Source organism: Maribacter sp. HTCC2170, from assembly GCF_000153165.2.
GTDB lineage: Bacteria > Bacteroidota > Bacteroidia > Flavobacteriales > Flavobacteriaceae > Maribacter_A.
This window is the reverse complement of the sequence record NC_014472.1, coordinates 2,079,095-2,102,777: the sequence shown is the minus strand read 5'-3', so window position 1 is coordinate 2,102,777 and position 23,683 is coordinate 2,079,095. Positions and strand designations below refer to the sequence as shown.

Sequence of the window (23,683 nt, the reverse complement as noted above, 5' to 3'; positions counted from 1 at the left end):
AATGAAATTTCCAAATAAAAGTATACTTCTCAAGGGGTTGGTCTCTGGTCTCTTGGTTTTCGGTGCAGCATGTACTGATTTAGAGGAAGAATTACAAAACGAGATAACAGAACAATTTAGTGTAGACGGCAATGCTGCGAGTGCAGAAGGTAATGGTAATGGTGGTAACGGGGGTGGATCAGCTTCTTTGCTGGGCCCTTATTCAAAACTACGTGATGGTAGTGCGAACCATGGTGGTTACTGGTCAGTACAATCAGTATCAACCGACGAGATGGCAATTACCCAAAAAGGTGGTGACTGGTACGATGGTGGTATATGGTTAGATGTTCACCGTCACACTGCAGGACCAACTAACGGACCAATTGGTGGTGCTTGGGGTAACCTTTATGGTGGTGTTGCAGAATGTAATGACAAAATTGCAAACGGAGGATTAAACGCTAATGAACTAGCTCAGGTTAAAGCATTACGTGCTTTCTTTTACCTAAGACTTTGTGATCTATATGGTAACGTTAAAATAGTAACTACTCCAGGTGGTGATGCTCCTCAATCGAATAGAGCTGCGGTATTTGCTTTCGTTGAAAGCGAATTACTGAGTACATTGGGAATAGCCTCAGTTAGCCCAGCAATGGACTTATCGGGTAGTGATTTAACTGTAGCTGATGACAAATATCGTATCAATCAATTTGCTGCTTTGGGTGTTTTGGCAAAATTGTACCTGAATGCTGAAGTATATACGGGTACTGCTCGTTGGCAAGAAGCTCACGATGCAGCTGATTACATTATTAGTAATGGTGGTTATACCTTGGTTGATTCAAGTTTTGAAAAGAACAACTTAGGAAAACGCCCTGGTGTTGACACGGATCCAGAAATGCTTAGTGGGTATGCGACGGTTTTTGCACCTAACAATCAAAACAATCCAGAAATAATCTGGTCAATAGAATATGATGATGTTACTGCTAGCGGTATGAACTATACTCAAATGACCTTACATTATTCTAGTCAGTTTTCATGGAATCTTCAAGCTCAGCCTTGGAATGGTTATGTGGCCTTAGAAGAATTTTACAATTCATATGAAGATGGTGACGCTAGAAAGTCCATTAACTTTATAGCAGGGCCTCAACTAGATGCAGGTGGTAACCAAATTGTGGATTACTCAGATTCTGCAGATCCACCACTTAACTATACAACTAATGTAAATGAATTGGAACCAAATGCTCAACGAGATGGTGGTACCCGTTTGGGTAAATTCAGTTTCCAACAATATGGGAAGAACGAAATGAACAACGACTGGCCTATAGTTCGTTTAGGTGAGATGTACTTGGTTCGTGGAGAAGCTGCCGCTCGTAACGCTGCCGATTGGTCTATGGCCTTGGCTGATGTTAACATAATTCGCCAAAGAGCAGGTGTAGCTGCATTAGCTAGTGTTGATGCCGATAGTTTCTTAGCCGAGAGAGGAAGAGAAATGTTCATGGAAACAACAAGAAGAAGAGATTTAATTCGCTTTGGGAAATGGGCTGATGCCTGGTGGGAAAAGCCAGTTGATGCTGGTGCTCATACTGAGTTAATGCCTATTCCGCAAGATCAAATTGATGCAGCTGGTGGTTCATTGACCCAGAACCCCGGGTACTAATCAAATAATATTCATAAATTTAAAAGAGGGTCACTTTTATAAGTTACCCTCTTTGTATTTTTAAATGGTTGATAATGTGTAGGCGCCATTCCCTTCTTCTTTTTACAATTCTTTTGTTTATACTTTCGTGCAAAAAGGAAGAAATACCCAGTTCTTTGTTTAAACTGTATACCAATGAAACGGGTATACTCTTCGAGAATACGCTTACTTATACCGAAAATTTCAATCCTTACATTTATCGGAATTTTTACAATGGAGGCGGAGTCGCTCTAGGAGATATCAATAACGATGGCCTATTGGACATTTACTTCACAGGAAATCTCGTAAACAACAAACTTTATTTAAACAAAGGCAACTGGCAATTTGAAGATATAACAAGTGCCGCTGGGGTTGCCTGTCCGAATATTTGGTCTTCAGGCGCTACTTTTGTAGATATAAACGCCGATGGCCTTTTAGATATTTACGTCTGTAAATCTGGACAGCCAGGAGGAATAAATAGACACAATGAGCTATTTATCAACAATGGTCAATCCAAAGACTCAGGACAAATTACATTTACCGAAAAAAGTAAGGAATACAACTTGGATGTAACTGGTTTATCTGTACAATCCGCTTTTTTTGATTACGACAAAGATGGGGATTTGGACTGCTACCTTTTAAACAATTCCATACGGTCTGTTGGCGGATATGATTTAATAAAAGATCAGCGAGAAATCCCGTCCCCTAATGGCAATAAGCTTATGGAGAACAGAAATGGAAAGTTCTATGACGTTTCTACGGAGAAAGGTATTTATTCGAGTGCAATTGGCTTTGGCCTTGGGATTACACTCTCAGATTTCAATAATGATAATTGGACCGATCTGTTCATTTCCAATGACTACTTTGAAAAAGATTATTTATACCTCAATGACAAGGGTGTTAAATTCAATGAAAAATCAGACGATTCTTTTACATCCCAATCTATGGGAAGTATGGGTGCTGATGCCGGTGATCTAGACAACGATGGCTTAGCTGAAATAATGGTAGCCGAAATGCTGCCAACCTCCCAGGCACGAAAAAAGACCAAAGCCACATTTGAATCTTGGGACAAACATTCCTTAGCCGTTAAAAATGGATATGCTTCCCAATACCCTAGAAATGTTCTTCAAAAAAATATGGGTGCCAATGGTTTTTTTGAACTATCAAGAATAACGGGTGTTGATGCTACCGAATGGAGTTGGAGCACACTCTTTTTTGACATGAACAATGATGGGTTAAAAGACATCTTCATCAGTAATGGCATTTATAAGGATTTACTTGATCGGGATTATTTGAATTATATGTCGAACACCAACACGGTAAAAGCGTTAATGGAAAATAATAGCGAAGCTATTATGAAAATGATAGACTTAATACCGTCAAAGGCTATCCCAAATGCAGCATTTCTCAATAAAGGGAATTTGGTTTTTAAACAGAATTCCGACTCTTTAGGTCTTGGAAAACCAAGTTTTAGTAATGGTAGCGCTTACGGCGACTTAGATAATGATGGTGATTTAGACCTTGTTGTAAACAATGTGAATATGCCGTCTTTTATTTATGAAAACAACTCCGAAAAGCTTGATAACCATTATATAAAGCTTCGATTCAAAGGTCTAAATAAGAATACCCAGGGCATAGGGGCTAAAATCTATGCTTATTGCCCAGATGGATCGGTAGTGTTTTCTGAGAATTATTCTTCTAGAGGGTTTCAAAGCTCTACCCCTGCAGAAACTGTTATTGGTTTGGGTTTAAACAAGACCATTGATAGTTTAAAAATAATTTGGCCAAGTGATGACGTTACCAACTTATTAAATCTAGTTGTCGACACAACACTGGTAATAGAGCAAAGTAATGCCCTGCCCGTAAATTTCAACTTCCAAAAAGAAACCGAAAATGTAGTTAAAGAAATAAATCCTCTTTTTGATTATGTTCACATTGAAAACAATGCCATCGATTTTAAAAAGGAACAACTATTAGATCGCATGGTGAGCAATGAAGGACCTGCTTTTGACATTGCAGACATTAATAAGGATGGAAAACAAGATTACTTTTTAGGTGGTTCAAAAGGAAAAGGCGGCAAATTATTCATTAGCACTTCTAAGGGGTATGAGGCTAAAGAAAACCCTTTTGCCAAAGATATCGGAAGTGAAGACACGAACTCAATCTTTTTTGATAGTGATAATGATGGTGACCTGGATCTTTATGTATGTAGCGGCGGCAAATCATTTTCAAAATACGACAGCAAACTTAACGACCGCCTTTATATTAATGAAGGAAAAGGGAATTTTGTAGAAGCGAGTATTAAGTTGCCCTTTGAAAAAACAATAAGTTCATCTACAGTTAGTGCTGCTGACTATGACAAAGATGGTGACCTTGACCTATTTGTAGGGGAGCGTTTTAATCCAGATTCTTACGGAGAGCCTGTAAATGGTTATTTGTTAAAGAATAATGGTGACAATACGTTTGAATTGGATAATTCCCAACCATTCTCAAATCTTGGAATGATTACATCATCCTATTGGGTAGATATCAACAAGGATTCTTGGTTAGATTTAATCGTGGTAGGAGAATGGATGCCAATATCCATTTTCATCAACAAAAGTGGCACATTTACGAATGCCACTGATTCATATGGTCTCAAAGACACCAACGGCATATGGTCTTCCCTACATATCGCAGATATTGATAAAGACGGAGACTTTGATATAATCGCAGGTAATATCGGCAACAATTATGTCTATAAAAAAGGGACTTCAATCTTTGTTAATGATTTTGACAGTAATGGTAAATCGGAACAAATTCTTTGTCAAAATGTAAATGGAAAGTACTTTCCATTATTAGATAAAGATGAACTTATTTCGCAACTGCCTTCCCTTAAAAAGAAATTACTTTACTATAAAGACTATGCAAATTTTGATCTACAAGAAATCATAGATCCAGAAATATTTTCCAAGTCTTATCACGCCGAATTAAATATTACAGAAACGTCTGTCTTTATTAATAATGGTGACGTCTTTGAAACAATGAGTTTACCTAAAGAAATACAGTATAGTAATATCTACGCTATCGAAAGTGCAGATTTCAATAATGATGGATATTTAGATCTAATTTTAGGAGGAAACCAAGAGCTCGTCAAGCCCCAATTTGGTAAATTAGATGCCTCAAAAGGATGGTTGGTATTTGGTAATCCTGACGTCAAATCCATTCAATACCAAAAGCCTGAAATTCTAGGTGTTTCAGGTCAAATTAGAGATATGAGAGTGATAAAAGAAGCCGAAAGAAAAACAATTATCGTTGTACTGAACAATGATAAAGTAAAATTTTACCAGTATGAATCTCATTAAAAAAACAATCTTAATATGCTCTTTGGCAATTATTACAATTAATTGCCAATCTGACTATAGTAAAATGGTGAAAACCGAACTAAAGAAAGGAATACAAAAAGATTCATTATTGTTCGGTCTAAAGTTTGGGGATCACAAGCAAGTTTTTTTTGATAGATGCTTAGAATTAAATAAGAAAGGTCTCGTAATACAAGGGCCGAGCAATAAATATGCCCAATATAACCTAAAACCAGGTGCCGACAGCACCAATATAATCATGCTTTTCTACGCCACCAATCAAGATAATGGCATCATAGATGGTATGGACATTAAATTTTACCATTCTGGTTGGGCCCCATGGAATAAGCAATTATACAACTATGTGCTAGCGCCTAAAGTAAAGGACTCTCTTTTAACTTGGTTCCCAGGTAACGACTTTCTCAAAGTGAATCTTGAAAATGGACAAATAGTACATATAAAAGTTGATGGCAATAGACAGATAAAGGTTTATAATGACCCCAACAATAAAGACGTTTCAGTTCAAATTGAAAATCTAAATAATAAATACGATGCGAAGGAATTGTAATAACAATACGCTGTTTTTTTTAATTTTTTCCATATTCTTCTTGTCATGCAATCAAAAAAAAGAAGAAGAAAAATCGGTTAATGAACCCCTCTTCTCTTTAGTAAATTCTGAAGATTCAGGAATTAGCTTTAACAATACCCTTCCTTTTAACAATGCCTTTAATGTGTATACCTATCGCAATTATTATAATGGCGGTGGAGTTGCTTTAGGCGATGTTGACAATGATGGTTTAATAGATATGTATTTAACGGCCAATGCAACTGAAAACAAATTGTTTTTGAATAAGGGTGATTTCAAATTCGAAGACGTTACCAATGTTGCCAAAGTTGCAGGGAACAAAGCATGGTCTACGGGAGTAACCATGGTAGACATTAATTCTGACGGATTTTTAGACATTTATGTTTGTAATTCTGGTGATGTTAAAGGCGACAACAAGCAAAATGAACTTTTCATAAATAACGGTGACCTCACATTTACTGAGAGTGCTGAACAATACGGCCTTGCCGATAAAGGATATTCTACACATGCTTCATTTTTTGATTATGACAAGGATGGCGATCTAGATGCTTATCTTTTGAATAATTCGTATCAGGCGATCGGTAGTTTTAATCTCAGAAAAAACGAAAGGCCAAAACGTGATGAGGAAGGTGGCGACAAGCTCATGGAAAACAGAAATGGGAAATTTGTTGACGTTAGCGAAAAAGCCGGCATTTATGGTAGTGTTATCGGGTTTGGACTAGGAGTAACCGTTGGTGATACAAATAATGATGGCTGGGAAGATATTTATGTATCCAATGATTTCTTTGAAAGAGACTATTTATACCTTAACAAGCAAGATGGAACCTTTGAAGAGGTTTTGGTTGATCAAATAAAATCTTTAAGTGGTGCTTCTATGGGAGCCGATTTAGCAGATGTTGACAATGACGGTCATAAAGAGATTTTTGTGACCGAAATGTTACCAAGTGATTACAAGAGACTTAAAACCGTCACCACTTTCGAAGATTGGAACAAATACCAATACAACGTTAAGAATGGATATTATCATCAATTCACACGAAATATGTTACAGCGTAATAATGGTAATGGTACTTTTAGTGAGATTGGTCGTTTTAGCGGCGTTGAGGCTTCTGATTGGAGTTGGGGAGCACTTTTTTTTGATATGGACAATGATGGTTTAAAGGATCTTTATATTGCTAATGGAGTGTACCAAGATCTAACCGACCAGGACTATTTGAATTATATTTCGAACGAAGAGATTGTAAAAAGTATTGTAATCAATAATGAGATCGATTATAAAAAATTAATTGAAATCATCCCTTCGAATAAAGTACCCAATCAAGCTTATCATAATAAAGGCCAATTAAGTTTTGACCTTTATAAAGAATCTGGATTGTTAGAGCCAAGTTTCTCCAATGGATCGGCCTATGGCGATCTTGATAATGATGGTGATTTAGATCTTGTGGTCAATAATGTTAATTCAGAAATGTTCTTATATAAGAACAACGCGAACGAAATATATCAAAACAACTATTTAAAATTAATATTGAAGGGGACTGAAGGCAATCCTTTCGCAATTGGATCACAGATAGAGGTCTATTTACCAAATGACACATTGTATTATGAGCAACAGCCTATAAGAGGATTCCAATCAAGTATGGATCTTCGTCCAAATATAGGTGTTGGCAGTGCTAAAAGTGCTTCGGTAAGAATCATTTGGCCCGACGGGAAAACTACATTGAGTGAAAATGTGAACACTTCCTCGACATTGACATTTTCTCAAGATGAGGCCTTGAACAACTATAAGAAACCAATTGAAGATGAAATGGTTCTTTTCCAAACTGATGGCACAAAAATTCCATTTGTTCATGAGGAAAATAATTATGTTGATTTTAATAGGGATCGTCTGTTGAACAGTATGATGAGTACAGAAGGTCCCAATATTGCCGTTGGCGATATTAATAATGATGGGATTGAAGATGTTTTCATTGGGGGAGCAAAAGGTCAGGTTTCTTCATTACTTCTAGGAACTGGATCAGGCTTTGTTCAAAGTAATCAACCCGCATTTATAAAACACTCGGCCTCTGAAGATGTTAATGCTGTATTTTTTGATGCAGATAAGGACAATGACCTGGATTTATATGTTTGTAGTGGCGGTGTAGAATTCACCCCTTTCTCATCCAATTATCATGATAGGCTATATATTAATGATGGCCATGGTAAATTTGACCTTTCTGACCAAATACTACCTCAGGAGAATTCACATAATAGTTCGAGTACAGTTACCGCTGCAGATATTGACCTTGATGGTGATATTGACCTTTTTGTTGGGGAAAGGGTTATCCCAAGTAAATATGGCGTTAAGGCATCCGGTTTTATTCTAGTGAATGATGGGGAAGGAAATTTTAAAGAGTCAACTATTGACCTAGCACCTGATTTAATCAATATGGGAATGATCACAGATGCCAGATTTGTTGATTTAGATGGGAATGAACTCTTAGACTTAGTGGTTGTAGGCGAGTTTATGGATATTAGTATTTTCAGTAATCAAAATGGTAGCTTTAAAAAAATATCAGAAGACAAAGTTCCTCAACTCTCAGGTTGGTGGAACACTGTGGAAAGTGCAGATATTGATGGTGATGGCGACCAAGACCTAATTATTGGTAATCATGGGTTAAACAGTAGGTTCACAGCAACTACGCAAAGCCCAACAAAGCTTTATGTCAACGATTTTGATAACAATGGTCGTATTGATCCTATTATGACCTTTACATCCGAAAACGGTAAAGACTATCCTTATGCATTGCGTCACGACCTAATTGATCAGATTAAAGAGCTCAAAAAGAAATTTCCTGATTATGATTCATTTCAAGATGCAACAATCAATGATATGTTTGATGAGGCACAAATGCAGAGCGTTACTATTTTAGAGGCAAATACATTGGCCACTACCCTATTGATAAATGAAGGCGGATTCACATTTAGTAGTCTGGAATTACCGATCGAAGCACAATTAACTCCAATTTTCGCCATAGAAACTGTTGATTTTGACGAAGATGGGGACATGGATATAATAATGGGTGGAAATCTATATAAAACCAAACCTGAAGTGGGTCGTTACGATGCCTCTTATGGTTTATATATTGAAAACAAAGGAAAACTTAAGTTTCAAACACATTTGTCAAATAAGGGATTCTTTATTGATGGTGAAATAAGAAGTATCAAGAAAATACCCAATTCGAACAAACTTCTAGTTGCAAGAAATAATGATTCAGTGGTACAAATCAATTATGGAAAAAAACAATAAAAATATAATTTTCATTCTCGTACTATTCCTTCTTCATTTATCATGTACCAAGGATAAGAGTAAAAATAACGAGTTTAATGGAACCACTCTTTTCGAGGAAGTTCCATTAGATCATAGTAATGTTGATTTTTCCAACACTTTAACTTATGTGGAAAATATTAATATAATAGACTATCTGTATTATTACAATGGTGGGGGTGTTGCCTTAGGAGATATTAATAATGACGGCCTAGATGATATTTATTTTACTGGCAATCAATTGCCGGATAAGCTATACTTGAACAAGGGTAATCTAAAGTTTGAAGATATAACGGCAAAAGCTGGGGTAAAAATAGACTCCACTTGGTCTACGGGAGTAACCATGGAGGATATCAATAATGATGGTCTTATTGATATTTATGTTTCCAAGGTAGGGGTGTTCCATGAAAATTCACGAAACCTTGCATACATAAATCAAGGTAATCTTAAATTCAAGGAAATGGGCAAGGAAATAGGCCTTGGATTTAAAGGCTACAGTACCCAAGCTGCCTTTTTGGATTATGACAACGATGGGGATATGGATATGTATTTACTCAACCATGCCGTTCATACCCTGAGAAGTTATGGCAATACAGATCGCAGAAAAGTAAAAGACAGTCTTTCTGGTGATCAATTCTATGAAAATAAATTGAACGAAGGCCAATTAAACTTTGTGAATATTACAGATGATGTAGGTATCTATTCCAGTGCTCTTGGCTATGGTTTGGGTATTAATGCATCTGATGTAAATGGTGATGGTTTAACTGACATTTATGTAAGCAACGATTTTCATGAAAACGATTACCTGTATATAAACAACGGTCGGGATCCCAAATCACAGAAGGTTACATTCCAAGAACGCTCCAAAGATTTTTTTGGACATACAAGTAGATTTTCAATGGGTATGGATATAGGTGATATCAATGGTGATACCAAACCAGATATCTTCACCTTGGATATGATGCCCTATGATAGGGAAATACACTTAAAATCTGCTGGTGAAGACACAGACAAGGTGACTCAGATAAAATCAAAATTTGGATATCATACCCAATATGCCAGAAATACTTTGCAAATAAACAAGGGTAATGGTTTTGCCGATATAGCCCCATTAACAAAAACCCATGCCACTGACTGGAGTTGGAGCGCATTGATTCAGGATTTTGATAATGATGGCCGCAATGATATTTTCGTAACGAATGGGATTTACAAACGTCCAAATGACCTTGATTATGTTAAATACTTAAGTACGACAGATTTTGCCAAGTTCAGTGAATCGGAACAATCAGGTCTTGAGAAAAAACTCATTGACAAAATGCCAATGGTAAAACTCCCCAATTTCCTGTTTATGAACCAAGGCAATTATTCATTTGAAAAAATGAGCAAAACCGCTGGATTAAAAGCTTCTTATTCAAATGGTGCCGCCTATTCTGATTTAGATAATGATGGAGATTTGGACCTTGTAGTAAACAATATCAATGAGTCTGCAACTATATTGGAAAATAAAACGTCCTCAAATGAAGATGGCAATTATGTCCAATTCCAATTTGCCAATAATCAACTTAATTCCAATGCATTAGGAGTTAAAATTCATGTTTTTTCCGATTCTACCATACAAGAAAAACAACTAGCCGGAAGCAGGGGGTTTCAATCTTCCTCGACAAGAATCCTACATTTTGGTTTGGGTAAAACGGAAACCATTGATTCAATACAAGTTTTCTGGCCAGATGGTACAGTACAGACTGAAAACAAGATTAGGATCAACTCAAAAACAACAATTCATAAGCAGGAAAGTAACATAACTTTTAATCCTTTAAAAACGGCAATTACAAATACTCAAGAAAAATTTCCGTTCCTGCATTTTGAGAATGATTATTTAGATTATGTTCGGGAACCATTAATGCCCGAAAAACTATCAACCGAAGGTCCGGCTGCAGTTTATGAGGATTTAGATGGTGATGGCATTAAGGATTTGTTCATTGGTGGAGCCAGGTATTCAAAACCCACCTTTTTTAAGGGCGAAAAAAACAATGGGTTCGCTTTGGTCGATGTTCCAGCATTCAGTGGCGATGAGCGCTATGAAGATATAGACGCCGTTGCCTTTGATTTGGAAAACGATGGTGACCTTGATTTGTATGTGCAAAGTGGCGGTAATGATATGCCCCAAGGAGATCCATTATTTGAGGATCGTATGTATATAAATCTAGGCGGAGGGAATTTTGAAAGATTACAAGCACAATTGCCAACAACCAATGGTGGTAGTTTAGCTGCCGGGGATTATAACAATGATGGCTTTACGGATCTTTTTGTGGGTGGCAGATCTATGCCTGGTGCGTATGGAGTACCTCCTGTAAGTCTTATACTTAAAAATACTGGTGAAGGAGGTTTCACGGTTGAGGCCCAAGACCAAATGGGTATGGTGACCGATAGTGAGTGGGCGGATATAAATCAAGACGGCTTCCTTGATCTTGTCATTGTAGGTGATTGGATGCCCATTAGCATACTAATGAACCAAAAAAATGGGAAGTTCAAATACGACACCCCAAATCTTGGTCTAACCAAAACAGCTGGTCTTTGGAATACCATTGAAATAGCAGATATAGATGATAATGGATTTCCCGATATCATTGCTGGTAATGTTGGTGAAAATTTTAAATGGCAGGCAAGTGATTCTTTGCCGGTGAAATTATACATCCATGATTTTGATGAAAATGGCCAACCTGATCCTATAATTTTTTATCCCCTATTCGACCAATACGTTCCTTTCGGTAATCGTGACGCTCTTAATGCACAATTACCCTATTTAGCTAAAAGATTTAAAACATATGAACAGTATTCAAAAGTCAAGAATATCGAGGATCTTACCGGTGTACCCAAAAATAAAATAAATATATCCAAGGAAATCCATGAAGTAAGATCCATGATATACATGAATTCAGGTGAATCGCTTAAAGGCCATCCATTACCTAAGATGGCTCAGTCCAGTACAATTAATGATATTGTCAATTCTAAAAATGGTGTTCTATATCTTGGAAACTATTTTGGTTTTGTTACCGAAATCGGAAACAATAATGGTAATCCTGGTGGCATACTCAGCAATTTTAATGGCACTTCATTCAATACGAATAAAGAATTGGATTTACCCAAAAGTTTTGAATTTAGAAAAATAATTAAGATCAACGATGATCAATTCATAGCTATTAGTAATAATAATACGGCTATTAAAATAAACCTAAAATCGATTAAATAATATACTACTAAATAGAAACCCGATGAAGAGAATACTAATGTTTTTGTGTGTTGGTTCACTTATTTTTTCCTGTAATAAAAAAGAAGAGCACATTGAACTTACTCAGGAAGATTTACATACCGTAGTTGATAAAGTTGTGGAGATAATGATACATGACATTTTTTCTCCTCCGGTTGCCAGTAGAATTTTTGCCTATCCAAATATTGCAGCCTACGAAATCATGGCCCAAGAGCATCCTGAATACAAGTCCCTGGCCGGACAAGTAAACGAGCTAACGGCGATTCCCGCAAATTCTGACCCAACCGTTAATCCAGAATTAGCGGCACTAATAGCCCATATGAATATTAGCAAGCAATTGATTTTTTCAGAAGATAAATTTGATGTTCTTCAAGACAGTCTTTTTAACAAGTGGAATGCTCTGAATGAAAAAGAATTTGAAGCCTCAAAAATTTATGGCGACCAGGTAGCGAACCATATTAAAAACTGGATGGAAAAGGACAACTATAACCAAACCCGTACCATGCCTAAATACTCGGTTGACACTGATGACCCCACAAGATGGCAACCTACTCCCCCTGCATACATGGATGGTATAGAACCTCATTGGAATAAAATACGTCCATTTTTTCTTGATTCTGCCGCACAGTTTAAGCCTGTTTCCCCGCCGCCTTTTTCCATGGAGCCCGGTTCAAAATTTTTTCAGGAACTAAAAGAAGTGTATGACATTAGCAAGAAAATAACAGTAAATGGTGATGATTCCGAAGAGATAGCCATTGCCAAATTCTGGGATTGCAACCCTTACGTCTCGGTAACTAGAGGACATCTAATGTTTGCGACAAAAAAGATTACCCCAGGAGCGCATTGGATAGGCATTACAAAAATAGCCAGTAGAAAGACCAATAGTGATTTTGGTGAAGCGGTATTCGCATATGCCAAAACTTCAATTGCCATTGCTGATGCTTTTATTAGTTGTTGGGATGAAAAATATAGAAGTAACCTAATACGGCCAGAGACCTTGATCAATCAACATATAGATGAAAATTGGCAACCAATATTACAAACACCTCCATTTCCAGAATATACAAGTGGACATAGCGTGGTTTCTGGGGCAGCTGGTGTTGCCTTGACCTCTATTTTTGGGGAGAACTTCGCCTTTGAGGATGATACCGAATTACCTTATGGATTGCCTATAAGAAAATTTTCTTCCTTCAACAAAGCTGCCGATGAAGCCGCTATTAGCAGAATGTATGGCGGAATTCATTATCGAGCTGCAGTAGATATTGGAGTTGGTCAAGGGCGCAGTATTGGTGATCTACTCAACAAGAAAATAAAGATGAAAAATTAGTGAACGACGACATTACCAGGAAACTCATGTGGTAATAAAACTCTTTTAAAGTGGCAGAAAGTAGTCTGACCTTTTATTAAACTTGAAATCATCTAGTGAAGTACAATTGAAAATTTAATAACATTTGTGGCTTTTACTGTAATATTTACCATTTGTTGCCTAAAATTAACCAAATTAGATAGTCTAATTATTTAAAAACGTTTATTTTGGTTTATTCAACCAACCAATTACAATAATTATGACCACAGCTTTCGAATTTTGGGATTATTTCATTTTTATTGCCTATGCCCTTTTAATCCTCGGAGTAGGATTATGGGTATCAAGAGATAAAAAAGGGCATCAAAAAAATGCAGAGGATTATTTTTTAGCCAGTAAATCACTCCCATGGTGGGCCATTGGGGCTTCTTTGATTGCTGCCAATATTTCAGCAGAACAGTTTATAGGAATGTCAGGGTCAGGATTTGCTTCTGGATTGGCAATTGCATCCTATGAATGGATGGCAGCCTTGACCCTAATTATTGTAGGTAAATATTTCCTTCCCATTTTTATCGAGAAAGGAATATACACGATTCCAGAATTTGTCGAAAAAAGATTTTCCACAAATTTAAAAACCATATTGGCAGTCTTCTGGATTGCTCTTTATGTATTCGTAAATCTAGCCTCAGTATTATATTTAGGCTCCCTGGCTTTGGAAACTATAATGGGTATTCCAATGATATATGGAGTGATTGGTCTTGCCCTTTTTGCAGCAGCTTACTCCTTATACGGAGGTCTATCGGCAGTTGCTTGGACAGATGTCATCCAAGTTGTTTTCTTGGTTTTGGGCGGTTTGGTAACCACCTATTTGGCCTTGAATACTGTCTCTGGTGGAGAAGGCGTCTTCGCCGGTCTTAAAACAATCTATGAGGCCTCGCCAGAACGGTTTGTAATGATTCTTGATGAGTCTAACCCCGAGTATAAAAATCTTCCCGGAATTGCTGTATTGGTAGGAGGTTTATGGGTTGCTAATTTATATTATTGGGGGTTCAACCAGTATATAATTCAAAGAACATTAGCGGCCAAATCACTGAAAGAGGCACAAAAAGGAATTTTGTTGGCAGCATTCTTGAAATTAGTAATACCGTTGATAATAGTCATCCCAGGAATCGCTGCATATGTTATGATAAATGACCCTGAGATCATGGCAAGATTGGGTGATGCAGGCCTAATGAACCTGCCTTCATTAGAGCAAGCCGATAAGGCCTATCCGTGGCTTTTACAATTTCTGCCAACTGGATTAAAAGGTGTTGCATTCGCGGCTCTAGCTGCAGCAATAGTTTCTTCATTGGCCTCTATGTTAAATTCGACATCTACGATTTTTACAATGGATATTTATAGACAGTATATAAATAAAGATGCCAGTGACAAGGCCACCGTAAATACAGGGAGGCTATCAGCTGGAATTGCATTGATAATTGCTTGCATTATGGCTCCGCTTTTAGGAGGAATTGATCAAGCTTTTCAGTTTATACAGGAATATACCGGTATTGTAAGTCCAGGTATATTGGCCGTGTTCCTCTTGGGATTGTTCTGGAAAAAAACCACGAACAAGGCTGCCATTGTGGGAGCATTATCTTCCATTCCAATCGCAATGTATTTTAAAGTTGCACCAAAAGGAATATCCACAAATTCTTTCTTTGTTGATGTACCTTTTATGGATCAGATGGGATACACTCTGATTTTGACCATGATTGTGATTATTTTATACAGTTTAAAACAACACAAAGGGGCAGATGATGAAAAAGGCATTGAAATAAGCAAAGAGATGTTCAAGACTAGTCCACTATTTAATATTGGCTCTTTTGCCGTTATGATTATTTTGGTAGTGTTGTATTCCCTATTTTGGAATTAAGAAATATTGAAACGATAAAGAAGAGTTGGTTATCCAACTCTTTTTCTTTTATCTTAACCATATGAAGATCAAATTTTTATTGGTATTGGTTTTCGCTTTTGCCGTAGGGTGCAAGAATTATGGCAAGCTCACCTATCTAACAAAACTTCCTGAAAAACTAAGTGAAAACTCAGGCATTGCCACCTTTAACGATTCCACATTATGGGTAATTGAAGATCATGGCAATAATGATAACATTTCTGAAGTTGACCTCAAGGGTAATTTGATCAAGAAATTCAATGTTAAGAATGCCAAAAATGAGGACTGGGAAGATTTAACGACTGATAAAGCTGGTAATTTATACATCGGTGATTTTGGCAATAACCATAATAACAGGAAAGATTTGGTCATCTATAAACTACCCAATCCTGAAAATGAAAAAGGCGATAAGATTGATGCAGAAAAAATTAAGTTCCGATATCCCGAGCAAACCACATTTCCTCCAAAGAATTCAAAATTAAATTTTGATGCTGAGGCTTTCTTTTATCGAAATGGGTTCCTCTATGTTATTACAAAAAATAGGACCATTCCGTTTACGGGTGAGGCTTTTATTTATAAAGTCCCAGCTGTCAAAGGCGAATACGAAGCACAACTGGTCGGAAAGTTCATAACTTGTAAAGAAGAAGTCATCTGCCAAATAACAGCCGCGGATATATCACAAGATGAAAATACCATCGCCCTTCTTGGGTATGGTAAATTATGGATTTTTACTGATTTTAAGAATGATGATTTTTCTAAAGGAACTTTAAAGACCATAGAGCTTGGGGCAACCACCCAACTTGAATCTATCTGTTTTCTGAGCAACGGTATTCTATTGATTTCTGATGAAGAAAGAGCTAATACCGGAGGTAATCTATATTCTCTAAAAATTAAATAATACCTCTAAAATCCAAAACCTAAACCAAAGGTAAACCTGGCCCCATCTGTACTATCAAAGTAAGCAAAGGTCAAAGACATTATTTCAGAAGCATTAAAAAAGAACCCGCCACCGTATGACGTATGCCAAGAATCGGAATCTACGTTTGGCATCCAAACGCGACCATAATCATAGCCCCCGTAAACGCCAAAGGTTACCGGCAACAACCCAGTTTTCATTCTTTTAAGGCTATACCTCAAATCGGTATTTTGATAATATGCTTTTTTCCCAGTAAAACGTTGGTTTCTAAAGCCTCGTAATCCATCCACGCCTCCAATATTGGCGCCTTGATAAAACTCGAATCCATTGCCAATATTAAAGTGGGCCTTCCATTTTGTTGCCAGCACCAACCTGCCGCTGGGCACTAACTTATAATCAAAGGATAAACTTGGGATTATGTAACCAAAGTTCTGTCTTCCTTCCTCCAAATTGCTTTTATAACCAACATGAAGAGAAGTGGCCATACCCATGGTTGGGAATGCGGCATTATCAAAATTTGAATAGGTATACTGGGCATCAGCTCCTACAAAATCTTTACTACTCTCCTCCCCATTGGCCACATAAAAAGTATTTACGAATCGATCTTCCGTCTCTTCAACTTCAATACTCTCATATGTTATACCTAAACGAAATTTAGAACCTAAATCACCGCGCCAAACCAAAGATGGTGTAACCTTAATAGTCTCTAATTTCACACGATTATAATCCAGCTCCAAATCATCATCCAGATTTTCAGAATCATTCCCCAACCCAAAGAAATTTACACTGTAGTTTGGGCTAGTGAACTTAGCATCCAACTCAATATTGGCTTTTCCTATGGCATGGGCAAATTCACCTTTATAACCAAAATCATAACCATTGGTTGCAAAGTAGAAAGAGGTGTTAATCGTATGCTGACTTGTAAAAGGGTTCTGTTTAAAACCGTTGAATGTGTAAATGTTCGTAAACCCTATTTTAAAACCATCATCCGGGTTGGATCCAATTAACGGTGTTAGTTGGTTTGAACTGCTTTTCAATTTTATTGGTTGGTACGTATTGGTTTCATAGTCGTTTGTTAAACGCAACTTGGCACTTTTGATATTTTTGAATGTGTTCTTTTTTGATATATGGTCATAGACATATACTCCCTTACTGTCAACCACGTCATAAACATCATTATTTTGACCACCTACCAAGCGAAGCTTTATTCTTCCTTTTTTCCCATTAACCTCAAATTGATCATCGTCATCCAGCCCATAAATCCAAACCTCTTTGGTTATGTTTTGATCAAAAGACTTGTCAAAGAACACTTCACCTTTTTTTCCATTTTTAATTCTATTACCAACAATCTTGGTAGCGCCGTTTGATAATTGGGTGATGGTAAAATAATCGTCCTTATCGGTTCCAGTGACCACTGCATATTTATTCAACAGTTTGTAATATTCCTCAGCTGTACCAAGCAGATTATCCCTTCTGGCCAAAAGAACCCTTTTTATTTCGTCGATTGTTTCATCTTGAACCTCTTCCGGAAAAGCCTTAAAAGCATCATCAATAACCTCTTCGGTAATATTCTTCTGAATAAAAACAACCTGTTCTTTCCAGATATCAAGAGTGGTTTCCGGCAGCAGCACCATATCCAATGCAAAGGTCTTGGGAGATCCGTTAAAACCTTTAACACTTCTTATTTCATCCTTAAATCCTTCCATTAGTGTAAGGCCAGGAATAATGCGGGTAATTAAATTCATTAAAGGGCCATCACCCATTATTGAAAACGCTTGATCCCTATCTCTGGGAACGGGTTTATAAAGAATTTTATCATTCTTTTTGTCCTTAAATCTGGCCCAACGCCATTGATCTGTATGCCTGTCCCAATCACCGATCATCATATCGAACAAGCGGGCTTTTAAATATGCCGTATTATCAACTGCATACTTTTCATCGGTCCTAAGTTTTTTAAGAATATCATCAGTACTCTCCATAGTATTCGAGTAACCAAAACTCTCTTGATCTCCATGACCGCTATCCGTGCGTTCCTCAATCATATAAAGCTCATCTCCAAATTCATCGGTAAAGTCCTTTATCACATTTTGTTTTGGAATATAATAAAGGGTTGGATTGGTGTGGTAAATACCCACCGCATCTGATAATCTTCCAATGGTAAAAGGTGCATAGGGGTGTGATCCTGTATAAAAATCCTCTAGTAAGCTTTCGGTGAATGTATCCTCAAATTCACCCACAACATACTGCTCCTTAAATGCCATTGACTGTAAATAAATCTCTGCGCTTTTCCGTATTGCCCGCATGACATACTCCTTGCCCTCATTGTTCACAAGCCTAAGCGACCTTGATTGATGCCCTCCTCCCTTACGAATCACTTTCAGGCCTCCGAAAAGGGTATCCAAATCAACTGTTGGGGCCGTAACCTTGGTTGCGTAAACATCACGATAACGCTCTCCCCAAATGGTTTTGAACAATTTACTTTTATCTACCTCATCCTCTGTGTAAATAGAAGCTTTTACTTCGGCAGGGAATTCACTGGAGTATTCTTCACTGCTGGTTTGTTTCTCCTCTTCCAATACTTGACTTGTATACAAAAACTCTTCCGACCCATCATCTTTAACCCCATAAAATCTGACCCTGGATGAACCATCAGTATAAATTTCCAATGTAGCATATCCCATATGTCCTGTTGAAAATTTACTGCCATTCAGCAATCGCGTGGCACCCTTTTTTGCCCCTGCCCCACTAATGATCTGCGGGGTATTCTCTTCAACGATGTACTGTAACGTATGTTCATGGCCAGAAGTGAAAATCACCTTCTCAGAATACTGGGCCAACGTAATGATACGTTTCCTCATATGTTGGTATCTTTTGTTTTGAAGGTCGGCCGGGGAGGCTCCAGTGGTTTCCCGAAGCAAACTAACCAAGGTTCCAATAATAGGTAGTGGCACTTTTCCTGCACTAGGATACAATTGCCTTTTAAGAGAGAACTGCCCACCATGCGGACCATAACTGAACATAGGGTGGTGCAAAGCCAAAACCGTTGTTTTGTCTGCATTCTTTTTAATTAAACCTTCCAACTCCTCAAAAAACTTTTCACGGTCTTTAATCTCACAATCATCATTCATTGTTGGGTGATTATCCCAATTGGTAAGGTACCACTCTGTATCAATAGCAATTACGACAACGTCATCGTTCACATCAATTTTTTGCATTGGGCAACCATCCTGAGGAAAATATACTTTTTTGCTATCCAGTTTCTTTTCAATGTATTTCTGCTGTCTTTCCAGCCCTTTAAGACCTTCGTTGTACCAATCATGGTTTCCAGGAATGAAAATCGTTTTACCCTTAAAATCGTCGAGCGTGTTTATTTGAGCCTTCAAGTGATTCTTTGCGAGTTCGTATTCTTCGGTAGAATCCTTTTTATCAGGCATACCTGCTGGGTAAATATTATCCCCAAGAAAAATCGCAGTACTATTCTTCTCAGCCTGACCCAATCGTTTCTTAAACAATTTTAGGGCAGGGTTCATATCGCCCATGGGTGATTTTCCCGCATCACCAATCAGATAAAAAGTATGGGAAACCTCTTTACTTGTAGGCACATCGTGGGTGCTTTCCAAATTGGCGTATTTTGTTTTATGGGTAGCACAGCTACTAACTAAAAACAATAGTATAAGACAGGAGTAATATTTACGCATATTAATAATATAAGATTTGAATTTTGTAATTTGTGTATTCAATAAAACGCTCCTTATGTCGGAAATAATTGCCAAAACTGAATCTTTTGTATCAGATTTATTGACCACTAAGCTGGATAGTAGATATTTATACCATAATCTTACCCATACCAGACGTGTAGTTAAAAGTACTAAAGAAATCATTAACTCTTTGGATCTTGACCTCAAGGATAGTGAAGACCTTGTTTTAGCAGCCTGGCTGCATGACGTAGGCTATATCAAAGGGAGCGAAAACCATGAGGAAGCCGGTAGTGCAATTGCCCGGGAATATCTTGAAAATGAGAATTATGATAGTGAGCGGATCAAGGATGTGGTTAACATCATTTTATCCACAAAACGGTATCATTCACCCAGCAACTTAAAAGAGGAGATTATTAGAGATGCAGATGCTTCTCATTTTGCTCAAAAAAGTTATACGGAAACCTGTGAGTTGTTACGTTCAGAACTTTCACAACTAGGTCTCGCTGAATATTCGCAAAAAGAATGGGTAAAGGCCAATATGAAAATGCTAGGTAAGGAACATAAGTATTATACCGACTATGCAAAAGAATTTTGGCAACCCAAAAAAGATAAAAACCTAAAAAAATTGGCAAAAGAACAGAAAGCAGAAAAACAAATAGCCAAAAAGGAAGCCCTGAAGGCAAAATATAAAAGTGAAAGTCCTGATCGCGGAATACAAACCCTTTTCAGGGTCACCTTAAAGAATCATTTAACCTTAAGTGATATAGCTGACACCAAGGCAAATATTCTTTTATCGGTAAACGCGATTATAATTTCGTTGGCGCTGTCGAACCTCATCCCAAAATTGGACAACCCGTCAAACCATTATCTTATTGTACCTAGCGTGATTTTTGTGGTTTTTTCGGTAATATCAATGATTTTGGCAGTTTTGGCAACCCGACCAAATGTAACGAGTGGGGAGTTTACAAAGGAAGATGTAAAAAACAAAAAAGTGAATTTATTGTTCTTTGGCAATTTTCATAAAATGAAACTCGAGGATTACCAATGGGCTATTAGCGAACTTGTAAAGGACAAGGAATATATTTATTCCAGTCTAACAAAAGACCTCTACTTTCTAGGATTGGTTCTAAATCGTAAATACAAAATCTTACGGTGGACGTATACAATATTTATGATTGGCACTGTACTATCTGTAATAGCTTTTGCAGTTGCTTTTCAATATTACGGACCAGATCGTATGCCCTTATAATTAGGCTTTAAGTTCTTCCATTAAATCGTCATAGGTATAGGTCTGCTCTTTTTCTTTGCCTTTTGTATAAAGAATTTCGGCCCTAATGGCCTTAAGACCTGTTACCCCTTGTAGACCTTCAAGGTCAACTATTTCAATATTATTGGTAAAATAACCTTTGGATTTTAGGAAACTTATATACCTCAAGTATTCTAACTCATCCTTTTTCTGGGAATATACAATGGCAAGCTTCCCTGTTTGTGTTAAACGTTCGTTGGTACCTTTTATGTACGACTTATCAATTCGCTTTTTAATAACCTCGTATCGGGCATTGTAGGTACCATCAACATCAAAACGTTTTTCATCCATACGAAAACGAATAGAGAGCGATGTACTGTACACCAATAATAAAGATGCTACATCCAAAGGTACGGTGAGATCAGGTTTTAAATTATAGTGTGTATTTTCCATTTCACACATAATCTGCAGTTGCCACAATCGTAAATTGTGTAAGTACAATTGATTGAATGGTAAATGTCCTGAAATAGCCTCACCAATGTACATATTGTGCTCAACACCATCAGTCTTATAACGTTCAAAATAATGAGGGAACATTGCTTGAGCTTCTTCCTGCCTTTGATCAATTACCAAGGCCAATTCTTTATTGATGCGCATTACGCTTTCATCATAATTCTTGCGATGGTCATAGTACGATTCGGTAGTTGCGTCAATACCTTCCTCATATGCCTCAATCCTCTCCACTAGATCAGAATCTGTATTTTTCAAATGATCCAACACTGGTAGCACCTCCTCCTTTACAAAATCAAATATGGCCTGTTCACTATTGGTATTGAGAACTTCTTTGATTTCTTCAAGAAGATTGTTCACTCTATATTGTAGTTCTTCATAAATTGGCAATTCATTCTTTTTCCTAGCCGCAGTGATGATTGCGCTTATAGTTGAAAGTTGAATCATTAAATCATTTTGTATGGCCGCATTACGTGCCCTCGAAGAATCCTTGATGTCAATTTGACCATAAAGAGGATAAACATTCTTAAAAACTATTTCTTCGAAAGAGGGTTGCTTCCCACTAAGGTCATCGACAATAAATCGTCTTGCTTCCTCTTTGAATTTCCAATAGACCGAAGAATGTACCGTTGTACATTCATGTTGAATAATAGCATCAATCAAATTTGCCTCTTCAGCCGCAGAACGAAGAACGGCAGTTACGATATAAGGCATTATATCCTCCAACTTTTGTGCATTTATGCTATTGAGGTCATTTACTTTGTTGGACACAAGTTCTAGAACACCAAGCAAATTACCTTCGTTTGCTATAGGTGCAAAAATTGCACTTTTTATTCCTTGGGCCTTTAACCCTTTGTAAGGTGGATGCCCGTCTGACATTTCAAAAAATTTGTCCACATCGGCAATAGCAAAATAGTCTTTCTCTTTGAGTAATTTCTCATAGGAACCTTGGCACAAGGTACTGTTGCAGGATTCCATTTCTTTGTTGTGCAGAAGGTAACTCTTCATCTGTTTTCCATGCACTTTTTCAAACTTATGCTCGTCAGGATTATAAGTAACAAAACCTACGTTAATATCCGGAATATTAAAGAAAGACCTAAAAACATTTTGGAGGTTCTCAACAAAATTATCGTTGGCTCGTTTATCGTTAGTTATTAAGTTCGATTTTATCTCAGAAATTGAATGTTCCGTGGTCGCATCGAACATATTTGAAATAACAAAGCCTTTTGAAATAAAACTTCCAGGAGGTATCTTTTCTTTCCAAAGGTCAATATCATCAAAATTTTCAAGCAATTCATCAACATCGTTTTGTGTTAGATCCTTTGCTTTATCTGTGGGTATCAATTCAATGAAATCGGCATTATATAAAATGCGGTAATGCTTCATTATTCCTTTTTCATCAGGAATATCATAAAAAAGAGGGCGTTTAAAGTCCAATCTATAGCCGTAATAGAAATTAAGGATTACGGTACACCCCATTATATAACTTAAGCTTTCAGGAACACCCCGCGCTTTCAGCTCAAAATCTTCGCCTGCGGCAGCCAAAATCTCCTCAAAACGGTCAGAGCTGTTAAAGATGATATCATAATAAGGTAATGATGCCGTTTTAATCTCATTTTTGGTTAGTACGTTCGCAAAGGAATCCTGTAAAATCATCCTAATTACCTTCTCATGTTTCTTTACTAATGAAACATCGGAAAAGCCATCACGTAATTCAGGATAAGGCGCTTGGGCGTCCAAAACCTGCTGCGCCCTTTTAGCCAAAAACTCGTCTTCGCCATTAGCCATGCGATCATATTCCTCCAACAGTTTATGAAAACTGATCAAGCGTTGTAACGGAAAATCTTCTTCGTTAATTTTACCCATACCTTTATATTGGTCTATGTTGGACCTGTAAAATTACAAAACATTCCGTAGAATTTTGTTAATG

The 23,683-nt window shown here is 37.2% G+C and carries 11 protein-coding genes; 9 read left to right on the top strand and 2 right to left on the bottom strand.

What is annotated here, in order from left to right:
- Position 1: 1 nt before the first annotated feature.
- The 8 genes from FB2170_RS09270 (at position 2) to FB2170_RS09235 (ending at position 16,281) form a co-directional block, all read left to right on the top strand.
- A complete protein-coding gene (locus FB2170_RS09270) occupies positions 2-1,630 on the top strand; it encodes a RagB/SusD family nutrient uptake outer membrane protein (protein ID WP_041633145.1) in 1,629 nt (542 codons plus the stop codon).
- 74 nt (positions 1,631-1,704) lie between these two features.
- Positions 1,705-4,992 carry a VCBS repeat-containing protein gene (locus tag FB2170_RS09265; RefSeq protein WP_013306287.1) on the top strand — a complete coding sequence of 1,096 codons (3,288 nt, stop codon included), beginning with the start codon at positions 1,705-1,707 and terminating at the stop codon, positions 4,990-4,992.
- Positions 4,979-5,557 (top strand): hypothetical protein, encoded by a 579-nt coding sequence (locus FB2170_RS09260; protein WP_013306286.1) that lies wholly within the window; start codon positions 4,979-4,981, stop codon positions 5,555-5,557. The genes FB2170_RS09265 and FB2170_RS09260 overlap by 14 nt, the downstream gene beginning before the upstream one ends.
- The gene (locus tag FB2170_RS09255) at positions 5,541-8,861 is read left to right on the top strand and encodes a VCBS repeat-containing protein (RefSeq protein ID WP_013306285.1); all 3,321 of its coding nucleotides are present in this window, start codon (positions 5,541-5,543) and stop codon (positions 8,859-8,861) included. The genes FB2170_RS09260 and FB2170_RS09255 overlap by 17 nt, the downstream gene beginning before the upstream one ends.
- Positions 8,845-12,129: a VCBS repeat-containing protein gene (locus FB2170_RS09250; RefSeq protein ID WP_041632774.1), complete on the top strand. Its 3,285-nt coding sequence runs from the start codon at positions 8,845-8,847 to the stop codon at positions 12,127-12,129. The genes FB2170_RS09255 and FB2170_RS09250 overlap by 17 nt, the downstream gene beginning before the upstream one ends.
- 22 nt (positions 12,130-12,151) lie before the next feature.
- Positions 12,152-13,474 carry a vanadium-dependent haloperoxidase gene (locus FB2170_RS09245; protein ID WP_041632773.1) on the top strand — a complete coding sequence of 441 codons (1,323 nt, stop codon included), beginning with the start codon at positions 12,152-12,154 and terminating at the stop codon, positions 13,472-13,474.
- Between the two features lie 238 nt (positions 13,475-13,712).
- Positions 13,713-15,365 (top strand): sodium/sugar symporter, encoded by a 1,653-nt coding sequence (locus FB2170_RS09240; protein WP_013306282.1) that lies wholly within the window; start codon positions 13,713-13,715, stop codon positions 15,363-15,365.
- Between the two features lie 61 nt (positions 15,366-15,426).
- Positions 15,427-16,281, top strand: coding sequence for a hypothetical protein (locus FB2170_RS09235; RefSeq protein WP_013306281.1), 855 nt, complete (start codon positions 15,427-15,429; stop codon positions 16,279-16,281).
- 5 nt (positions 16,282-16,286) lie between these two features.
- Here the strand turns inward: FB2170_RS09235 and FB2170_RS09230 are convergent, their stop codons facing one another.
- A complete protein-coding gene (locus FB2170_RS09230) occupies positions 16,287-19,997 on the bottom strand; it encodes a metallophosphoesterase (protein WP_041633144.1) in 3,711 nt (1,236 codons plus the stop codon).
- A gap of 55 nt (positions 19,998-20,052) precedes the next feature.
- On the opposite strand from FB2170_RS09230, the gene FB2170_RS09225 reads away from it, so the two are divergent.
- Positions 20,053-21,246 (top strand): Pycsar system effector family protein, encoded by a 1,194-nt coding sequence (locus FB2170_RS09225; protein ID WP_013306279.1) that lies wholly within the window; start codon positions 20,053-20,055, stop codon positions 21,244-21,246.
- Here FB2170_RS09225 and FB2170_RS09220 read toward each other — a convergent pair whose 3' ends face one another.
- Positions 21,247-23,619, bottom strand: a complete 2,373-nt coding sequence (locus tag FB2170_RS09220; protein WP_013306278.1) for a GAF domain-containing protein — start codon at positions 23,617-23,619, stop codon at positions 21,247-21,249.
- Between the last annotated feature and the right edge of the window lie 64 nt (positions 23,620-23,683).

Bases quoted from the DNA above. Each gene is read 5' to 3' on its own strand.
- FB2170_RS09270 (WP_041633145.1), top strand. From the start codon at position 2: ATGAAATTTCCAAATAAAAGTATACTTCTCAAGGGGTTGGTCTCTGGT.
- FB2170_RS09265 (WP_013306287.1), top strand. From the start codon at position 1,705: ATGTGTAGGCGCCATTCCCTTCTTCTTTTTACAATTCTTTTGTTTATA.
- FB2170_RS09260 (WP_013306286.1), top strand. From the start codon at position 4,979: ATGAATCTCATTAAAAAAACAATCTTAATATGCTCTTTGGCAATTATT.
- FB2170_RS09255 (WP_013306285.1), top strand. From the start codon at position 5,541: ATGCGAAGGAATTGTAATAACAATACGCTGTTTTTTTTAATTTTTTCC.
- FB2170_RS09250 (WP_041632774.1), top strand. From the start codon at position 8,845: ATGGAAAAAAACAATAAAAATATAATTTTCATTCTCGTACTATTCCTT.
- FB2170_RS09245 (WP_041632773.1), top strand. From the start codon at position 12,152: ATGAAGAGAATACTAATGTTTTTGTGTGTTGGTTCACTTATTTTTTCC.
- FB2170_RS09240 (WP_013306282.1), top strand. From the start codon at position 13,713: ATGACCACAGCTTTCGAATTTTGGGATTATTTCATTTTTATTGCCTAT.
- FB2170_RS09235 (WP_013306281.1), top strand. From the start codon at position 15,427: ATGAAGATCAAATTTTTATTGGTATTGGTTTTCGCTTTTGCCGTAGGG.
- FB2170_RS09230 (WP_041633144.1), bottom strand. From the start codon at position 19,997: ATGCGTAAATATTACTCCTGTCTTATACTATTGTTTTTAGTTAGTAGC.
- FB2170_RS09225 (WP_013306279.1), top strand. From the start codon at position 20,053: ATGTCGGAAATAATTGCCAAAACTGAATCTTTTGTATCAGATTTATTG.
- FB2170_RS09220 (WP_013306278.1), bottom strand. From the start codon at position 23,619: ATGGGTAAAATTAACGAAGAAGATTTTCCGTTACAACGCTTGATCAGT.